The organism is Labilithrix sp., from assembly GCA_019637155.1.
Lineage (GTDB): Bacteria > Myxococcota_A > Polyangia > Polyangiales > Polyangiaceae > Labilithrix.
The window spans coordinates 1-8,288 of the sequence record JAHBWE010000044.1 but is presented as its reverse complement, the minus strand read 5'-3'; the positions used below and the strand labels follow the sequence as shown (position 1 = coordinate 8,288).

Annotated in this window: 8 protein-coding genes; 6 read left to right on the top strand and 2 right to left on the bottom strand. The window is 68.2% G+C overall.

Translation table 11 applies throughout. From position 1 onward, the window contains the following. Positions 1-228 (top strand): hypothetical protein (locus KF837_44815; GenBank protein ID MBX3234498.1); only part of this gene is annotated, 228 nt, incomplete at its 5' end. Between the two features lie 270 nt (positions 229-498). Here KF837_44815 and KF837_44810 read toward each other — a convergent pair. After that, positions 499-4,470 carry an Ig-like domain repeat protein gene (locus KF837_44810; protein MBX3234497.1) on the bottom strand — a complete coding sequence of 1,324 codons (3,972 nt, stop codon included), beginning with the start codon at positions 4,468-4,470 and terminating at the stop codon, positions 499-501. A 104-nt stretch (positions 4,471-4,574) separates the two neighbouring features. Between KF837_44810 and KF837_44805 the strand changes: the two genes are divergently transcribed. From KF837_44805 to KF837_44795, 3 genes are all read left to right on the top strand, one after another. Further along, positions 4,575-4,910, top strand: a complete 336-nt coding sequence (locus KF837_44805; protein ID MBX3234496.1) for a hypothetical protein — start codon at positions 4,575-4,577, stop codon at positions 4,908-4,910. Next, positions 4,907-5,254, top strand: coding sequence for a type II toxin-antitoxin system PemK/MazF family toxin (locus tag KF837_44800; GenBank protein ID MBX3234495.1), 348 nt, complete (start codon positions 4,907-4,909; stop codon positions 5,252-5,254). The genes KF837_44805 and KF837_44800 overlap by 4 nt, the downstream gene beginning before the upstream one ends. Before the next feature lie 176 nt (positions 5,255-5,430). Then, positions 5,431-5,679, top strand: coding sequence for a hypothetical protein (locus KF837_44795; protein MBX3234494.1), 249 nt, complete (start codon positions 5,431-5,433; stop codon positions 5,677-5,679). A 358-nt stretch (positions 5,680-6,037) separates the two neighbouring features. Here the strand turns inward: KF837_44795 and KF837_44790 are convergent, their stop codons facing one another. Continuing rightward, positions 6,038-6,235, bottom strand: a complete 198-nt coding sequence (locus KF837_44790; protein MBX3234493.1) for a hypothetical protein — start codon at positions 6,233-6,235, stop codon at positions 6,038-6,040. Between KF837_44790 and KF837_44785 the strand changes: the two genes are divergently transcribed. Continuing rightward, positions 6,234-6,962 carry a hypothetical protein gene (locus tag KF837_44785; protein MBX3234492.1) on the top strand — a complete coding sequence of 243 codons (729 nt, stop codon included), beginning with the start codon at positions 6,234-6,236 and terminating at the stop codon, positions 6,960-6,962. The two genes, KF837_44790 and KF837_44785, sit on opposite strands and share 2 nt — an antisense overlap. A gap of 1,119 nt (positions 6,963-8,081) precedes the next feature. Beyond that, positions 8,082-8,288 (top strand): hypothetical protein (locus KF837_44780; GenBank protein ID MBX3234491.1); only part of this gene is annotated, 207 nt, incomplete at its 3' end.

Sequence of the window (8,288 nt, the reverse complement as noted above, 5' to 3'; positions counted from 1 at the left end):
ACTCGCGCTGACGACGCGAACGCGCGTGCCCTCGAGGAGAAGGCTCGCGCGGACGACGCGAACGCGCGTGCCCTCGAGGAGAAGGCTCGCGCGGACGCCGAGAAGGCTCGCGCCGACGACGCGAACGCGCGTGCCCTCGAGGAGAAGGCTTGCGCGGACGACGCGAGAGCCCTCGCTCGCGCGCTCGCCGAGCGGCTTAGAGCGCTCGGCATCAACCCCGACGAGTGACGAGCTCGGCAGTCGATACGCTGGTGGAGATGCAACGGCAGCAAGACGACTGGCCGCCGAGACCGACGTAAGTCACCTCATCACGTCGGACGACGCGCCCATGAGCTGCCTCGATACACATGGACCTCCTCATCACCCCGCTCCGAGCGAGCTGGGAGCTTCGGCAGCGGCCGTTCATCGCGCGGCGTCGAACGTCGGTGTCTTTGCGGTTCCGAAGAAGCGGGCGCTCGTCCGCGACGTGTTCCTCAGCCTCGACGTGAAGAAGCACCCTTAGGCTGTCGGGTGTGACCGACGGCGACGCGCGAGAGCGAGGAGCGTGCACGCGAGCCCCACGAACGCGCCGAAGCCGGTGCTCGACGTGCCGGGATTGGCGACAGAGCAGTCATCGCCCCCGGAGCCGACGCTCCCCGGGTCGATCGTCCCGACGCCGAGCCCGCCGTCGCCGACGCCCGGCGGCGGGGTCGAGCCCGGAGGAGTGCCGGGGCCTCCGCTCGTGGACCCGGCGCCTCCGTCCGGCGCCGCGTTCACGCGCTGGCTCAGGACGGAGGACGAGCTGCTCTCGAAGCGGTCGTTGCCCTTGTAGGTCGCCTTGAGCTCGTAGTCGCCGGTCACGAACGTCGTCGCGGTGAAGCTCGCGCTGCCGCCGGAGAGCGCGACGGTCCCGAGCGACGTCGCGCCGGCGAAGAACTCGACCTCTCCCGCCACCGCGCCCGCCGGAGAGGTGACCGAAGCCGTGATCGTGACCGGCTCGCCCGCGTTGGAGCTCGCCTTCGACGAGGAGATCGTCGTCGTCGTCTCCGCCTTGTCGACCGTGTGCGCCACGCTGCCTGTCACGGTGGCGTAGGCCGAGTCACCGCTGTAGCGCGCGTCGATCGTGGTCGTGCCGACGTCGAGGAGCGCCGTCGCCGCCGTCGCGACACCGGAGGCGTTGACGGGTGCCGTGCCGATCACGGTCGGCCCGCGACGGAACTCGACGGTGCCGGTGGGAGCGCCGGTCGGGCTCGAGCCCGTCAAGGTCGCCGTGATCGTCACCACGCCGCTCCACCGCGACGGGCTCGGGCTCGTCGTCACCACGATCGTCGCCGCGGACGCGCTCACGCCCTGCGTGAACACCTCCGCCGTCGCGCTGTTGAAACGCGTGTCACCCGCGTACGACGCGACGATCGGATGATCGCCCTCGCCGAGCGTCGCGACGGCGATCGTCGCGACCCCGCTCGCGCTCAGCGTCGCCGTCCCCAGCACGACGCCGTTCTCGCGGAAGGTGACGATGCCCGTCGGCACTCCAGAGGCGGGCGCCGCCGCGGCCACCGTCGCGATGAGGCTCACGCTCGTTCCGAGGAGCGACGGGTTCGCCGACGACGCGACGACGATGGTGGAGCCACCCTTCGTCACGTTCTGCGTCAGCGCGCCGGAGCTCGCCGCGAAGCGCGGGTTCCCGGCGTAGCTCGCGCGGAGCGAGTGCGCGCCGATCGTGAGCGAGCTCGTCGACAGCGTCGCGACGCCGGCGGCGCTGGCGAGCGCCGTCCCGAGCACGGTCGAGCCATCGAGGAACGTCACGACCGCCGTCTTGTCGCCGTCCGCCGTCGACGAGACGGTCGCGGTCAACGTGACGTTCTGGCCGAACGCGGCGGGGTTCGCCGACGACGTGAGCGCGGTCGTCGTCGGCGCGCCGTTGACGGTCTGGACGATCGAGGCCGCGGGGCCCGCGGGGTGATTAGGATCGCCGCTGTAGCTCGCGACGATCGTGTGCGTCCCCGCGCCGAGCGCGGCGGTGGTGAACGTCGCGACCGCCTCCGGCGAGCCGGCGAGCGGCGCCGTGCCGATCGTCGTGCTCCCCGACATGAACGTGATCGTGCCCGTCGGCGCGCCGCCGGTCGTGGAGGAGAGACGAGCCGTGAACGTGACGTTCGCCCCGAAGGTGGACGGGTTGGCCGACGACGACAAGGTCGCGGAGACGCCGTCTTGATTCACGACCTGCGTGAGCCCGTTCGAGGCGGGGCTCGGCGCGAAGAGCGTGTTGCCGTCGTAGACCGCGGTGATGGTGTGCACGCCGACCGCGAGCGCGGTCGTCTTGAACGTGTACTGCTGCTTCGCGTCCGACGTGACGCTCATCGTCGCCGTACCGATCGGGTCGGCGCCGTCGAAGAACGTCACCGGACCGGAGATGAGGGTCGGGTCGAGCACCTCGCCCTCGCCGCTCTTCTTCCACGGACCTCCCGTCCCGGCTTGACCGTCGACGAGCGCGGTGAACGTGATCTCCTGCCCGACCACGTTGAGCGTGCTCCCGGAGCTCAGCGCGACGCTCGTCGCCGCGCGCTGCACCTGATGGGGCGTCGCGACCTGCCCCTGCGACGACGAATAGTTCGAGTTTCCCCCGGCCACCGTCGGGACGAAGCGTCCAAAGAGCGCGTGCCCCGTCGGCGTCGCGACGGGGAGGGTCCGCGTCGTGAACGTCGCCACGCCTGCGTCGACCGGCGCCGATCCGATCGGCGGCACCGCATCGCTCGCCGGCGGAGAGAGGAAGAACTCGACGTGTCCCGCGGGCGGGCTCGGCGGCGCCTCGTCGCCGCTGAGGACGACACCCACGTTGGCGGTGAGCGTGACCTCCTGCCCGTACTGCGAGGGCCTGGGGCTCGACGTCAGCGCGAACGTCGACGCGTGCGGCGTGATCAGGACGATCTTGGAGTCGGTCCCGGGCGCGCCGCTCGGGTTCTGGTAGTTGAGGTCGCCTGCGTAGACCGCGCGGATCGTGTGCGCGCCGGCGGCGAGGAAGAGGCTCTGCGTCGTCACCGTCGTCGTGTACGTCTCGCCGGTCGGGGTCGACGTCCCGTGCGTGCCGATGTTGCGCGTCGAGATCACGTCGTCGCCGTCGTAGAAGACGACGTTGCCGAGCGGATCGGGCGGCACGGAGGCCTCGCCGACGATCGTCGCCGTGAAGGTGACGGGCTTGCCGTAGACGGCGGTATAGTCGGACGCCGGCGTCGCGCTCGACGTGAGCGCGAGCGTGAACTGCGTCGCCTTGACCTCGAACGACGCGTTCGCTTCGGCGCCACCGAACCGCTCGCTCCCACGGAACGAGGCGCTGACGCTGTACACGCCCAGAGGAAGGGGCGCGCCCGGTACGTGAGTCGTCGAAGCGACGCCGTTCACGACGTTCACCGGCAAGACGATGGGCGTTCCCGGCCCTGGCGGCGTGATCGTGAAGTCCACGACCCCTTCGTTCGGCGTCGCCTCGCTTGGCGAGGCGCTCGTGAGCGTGACGCTGAGGGGAATGCTCTGGCTAACACCCAAGAACGGCGGCGGCGCGTTCGCGCCGAAGGTCATGTTCGTTCCGGCCGAGCCGACGAAGACGAAGATCCCGTAGGACTGCTCGTCCCACGTGTCGAAGCCGACGCACTGAATGCATCTCCCGTAGGTGGCGCTGTCGTTGAAGTTCTCGTTCGGATCCGTGTATTCTGCATCGACGATCCAGGAGCCGACGTCGAGCGGCCCACCCACCGTCGCGGGATTGATCCGGAACGTGGCCGTCGCGGTCCCCTCGACGTCGGGGACGAGGTTCATCGGCCCGAGAGTGCGCGACTGCCCACCGCCCTTGCCGTTGGGGGAGAGGACGAGGCTCACCTCACCGGTCGGCTGGATCTCGTGACTGAGCGGCACGACGCCAGCGCCCGCCGCGATGGCCTCCTGCCCGTACCCGCGTCGCACGCGCACCTTGAACTCGAGCGGCTCCCCGTAGACGACGTCGGTCTCCTCGGGCGGACCGCCGAGGGTCATCTCGATCGTGGTGAACGTATACGCCGTGTAGACGCGGAACCAGAACGGCTCCGACGACGAGCCCAGGAGGGGAGGGTTGCCGGCGTAGGTCGCCGAGATCTGGTGGGAGTTCCCCTCGCCCGTGACGCTCATGTCCGAGACGATGAGGGTCCACTGCCCGCAGCCCTGGCTGCCTCCGTCATAGACGCCAGGGATCGACTGCCCGTCGATATGGAACGTGAGGTTGCCGGAAGGAGTGCCGTCCGTCTCGTTCGACGGACAGACCTCAGCACGAAGCTCGACCGGCTCTCCGTACGAGGACTCGTTGTAGTAGTGGCTCGTGTAGACGCTCGTCCAGGTAGCCCCCGGCATGACGTTGCCGGCGCTCTTCACGGAGTCGAAGCGCGCATCCTCCGGCGCACCGCCGAGATCGCACCCCGTGAACGCCAACAGAAATCCAAGGACGACGATCCAGAACGGGTGCTTCATCACTGCCTCTCGCTGGGGCACGAGCATAGGCGCAGGGACGCCGCGACGCAGCCGAGATCCAGTCGACTCCGCGGCACCTGGCCATTCTTGCGCATCGGCAGAGTATGATCATACTCAAACGCATACTGGAGGCTCCGATGGCAAACGAGCGCGTAACCGTCACCCTGCCCGTCGAGCTGCTCGAGGGCATCGACCGCTTCGAGCGGAACCGCAGCCGCTTCATCGCAGAAGCTGTCAAGCACGAGCTTGTCCGCCGCCGCCGTGAGGGACTCCTACGCTCGCTCGAGACCCCACACCCGGAAGCGACTGAGCTTGCCGACGCGGGCCTTGCGGATTGGGGCGCGAGCCTTCCCACGGGCGACGACGATCTCGTCGATGCGAGCGCTGGCGACGCCGTGCGTTGGATCGAGGGCGAGGGCTGGGTCGAGGAGTCGGCGTGAAGCTCGATCGCGGGAGCATCGTGCTGGTCGAGCTCGATCCCACGGTGGGTCACGAGCAGCGCGACGTGCGCCCCTGCATCGCCGTGAGCGATCCCGCGGTAAACGCCGACCAGCGGTTCCCGCTGATTGCCGTCGTGCCGGTCACGGGCACGCCCGGCGTGGGTTCGATGTACCCCGAGCTCGCGCCCGGCAAGAGCGGGCTCATCAAGACCTCGTACGCGCTCATCGACCACCTGCGCTCCATCGACAAGCGCCGTATCCGCCGCGTGTTCGGTCGCATCGCGAAGGACGAACTGGCTGCCGTCGCTCAAGGCATTCAGCTCTTCCTCGGCCTCGACGCCTAAGGCCCAGATAGCTGTTCCTCGGCAGGCGTCGTTCCCAGAACGGCGAGGAGACGAGAGGGTGTGTCGCGAGCGACATCACTTGGTCGTAGGCGTCGCGCGCAAGGAGCTCCGTTCGTAGATCCTGCTCTCCGTAATCGCAGACCTGCAAGCCGAACGAAGACCACGAGGAGTTCGACATGGCGACGCAAGGGTTCGTGGAGCGATGGGAGCGCGAGCTCCTCGAGAAGGGCCGCAAAGCAGGCCGCGAAGAGGGCCGCGAGCAGACGATGCGAGATGTCCTCGCGCGGCTGCTTCGCGCGCGCTTCGGCGCGCTCGACACCGCCATCGAAGCTCGCATCCACGACGCTGGTCTCGACGAGCTGACCCGATGGACAGACCGCATCGTCACCGCCGCTGCTCTCGACGACGTCTTCGCGGAGCCGTAGCCGCGTAGGCCATCACTCGAGCTTGTTCGCGCTCACTCATCCGCCTCCGCTGGGGCCCCCCGGTCGCTACCGAGACGATCAGCCGCTTGCGCCAGAAGCCCGGGACGAGGAACTGGTAGCTGTCTACGAGCAGATCATGGAGAAGGGACGTCGAAAAGGGCGTCAAAGAAGGACGTAAGGAGTTGCTCCTTTGCTGTGAGGCACTGCTTCGGTGCGCTGCCCCGCACTGTCATTGCGCGGCTCGACGCGGCTCACGATGAGCAGCTCGACCGATGGGCCGAGCGCCTCTGCGACGCTCGATGAGGTCAACCAAGAGCGCTAGCTGCTCCAGGCCCGGAAGAGGCACGCTGACCGTGCGTCACGAGGACTTCGTCGCCTCGAACAATTCACGCAACACATCCGAGGCGCGCACGATGGGGGGCCACGTGCCGACACCGTTCGACAGCCTCGCGAAGAAGATATGGTCGGCGTTGCTCGAGCGTGCCGGGACGGTGAACACGGAGACGACCATATCGCCCGACAGCCGGCGGATCGACCTGACGTTCGAACCAGACATGACGAGACTCGAGTCGCTCCGCGACTTTGGCCTGGTTGGCCGGATATTCCAGGAAGAGCACGCGTTGCTCGAGTTCTTTCACGACCCGCCGAACAGTTACGACGTGCTGCTCTGCATCGGGAAGCTGATCGAACGACGAAAGCGGTTCGAGTCCTCGAGGTTGTGGATCTTGTCCGCCGGTCGCCCTACCACCGCGCTCGCGAAGCTCGGGTTCACCGTCCTCCCCGACTGGCCCTCGGGTTTGTACACACTCGAGGAAGACTTCCGCACGCGCATCATCGTCGTGAACGAGCTACCCGTCGATCGCGGCACGCTTTGCTTCCGCGCCGTCGGTGCGGGCGCCGTGCTTCGCGCGGCGTTGAGCGAGGCCACCGAGCTCCCGCCCGACGCCCCCGAGCGTCTGATGATCGTTCGCGCCGTGCTAGAAGTTTGGGGAGAGCCACACGAAGACCACGAGGAGTTCGACATGACGACGCAAGGGTTCGTGGAGCGATGGGAGCGCGAGCTCCTCGAGAAGGGCCGCAAAGCAGGCCGCGAAGAGGGCCGCGAAGAGGGCCGCGAGCAGACGATGCGAGATGTCCTCGCGCGGCTGCTTCGCGCGCGCTTCGGCGCGCTCGACACCGCCATCGAAGCTCGCATCCACGACGCTGGTCTCGACGAGCTGACCCGATGGACAGACCGCATCGTCACCGCCGCTGCTCTCGACGACATCTTCACGGAGCCGTAACCGCGTAGACCGTAGACCGTCACTCGATGAGCAGCTCGACCGATGGGGCGAGCGGCTCGTTTACCTCTGCGACGCTCAATGAGGTCTTCAACCAAGAGCGCAAACTGCGAGCAGGTGGAGCCTCGGGAGGAGCTCACGAAGCGCGGTGGTCATCGGATCTTGTCGTAGACCTTGTCGGCGAGCGCCGAACCCCACATGCGTCCCAGCGGCGCTGAGCTCGGGATGACGGCGCTGCTCTGCACGTCGGCGCTTCAACGCTCGCCAGAAATGCCCCGCTGCTCGGCAGAATGGTCGCCGACGCTATCGGCGACAAGATCGTCGCGGGCTCGGCAGAGAGCTCCCATCGGGGAACGCATCGCCGTCGAGGCGGTCGCCTTGGCCCGCGAGCTGTTCGCGCTCGTCGCCGGAACCGACCTCGCGGTGCTCCTCGCCGACGGCGCGCTCTCGCCGCGCCGCGCGTCGACGTGGTCTTCGCGGAGCGGTAGCTCTGCAACACGAGCTTGGGGAGCTGAGCGTCCGCGAGGAGCTCCTCGTCGAGGGCGGGCTGCATCCAGAGATCCGTCGATAGGTTGAGCGTTCGCGTCCTTCCGCGCAACCGGGCGACGAGGTGGACGACACACCTCCCGGATGCGTCCTATGCGAACGCCGGTGGCACCGTGACGCGGATCCCGTACGACCAGGCGGCGAAGCAGCTCCTCGATGGCGCGCTCGAGCGTGCCGGCCGGGCCAAGGTCCAGCACGAGGTCTCGAACGAGCCGCAATGGATCGACGTCTGGTTCGAGCGCGACGAAACCAAGCCTCTGCCGCCAGGCCTCTTGGGCACGACGCTCTCGGAGTCGTGCGCGTTCGAGGTCTTCCACGGCGCGCTCACCGTCGCGCAGGCGCTCGATTGCCTCGCCAAGCAGCTCGGTGTGTACCGGCGACGGCGACGGCGGCACCGACGGCGACGTCCACGCGCTCATGTGCCACCGATGTGGCTGGTCGTGACGGTGCACCCGAGGGTCGTGTTGAAGGCGTTGCACGCCGAGCCCCTCCAGGGCTGGCCCCCAGGGTTCTATCGAACGACCGTACCCGCGCTCCCATTGCACCTCGTGGCCGTCGCCGAGCTCCCACGCGTTGATGGGGGCCGGCAAAGTGCTCGCTGATGCGCTCCAAGAGCTCAGCACACTCCCTAGCTCGGCTTGGGAGCGCGCCGCGGCGGCGGGCGCCATCGGGGTGCTACACTCGCTGACGGCGACCACTTCCGACCCCAACGAGAGGGCGATCGTGATGAATGCAAGGGCAGTCTACGAGCAGATCTTGGAGAAGGGCCGGCAAGAAGGCCGC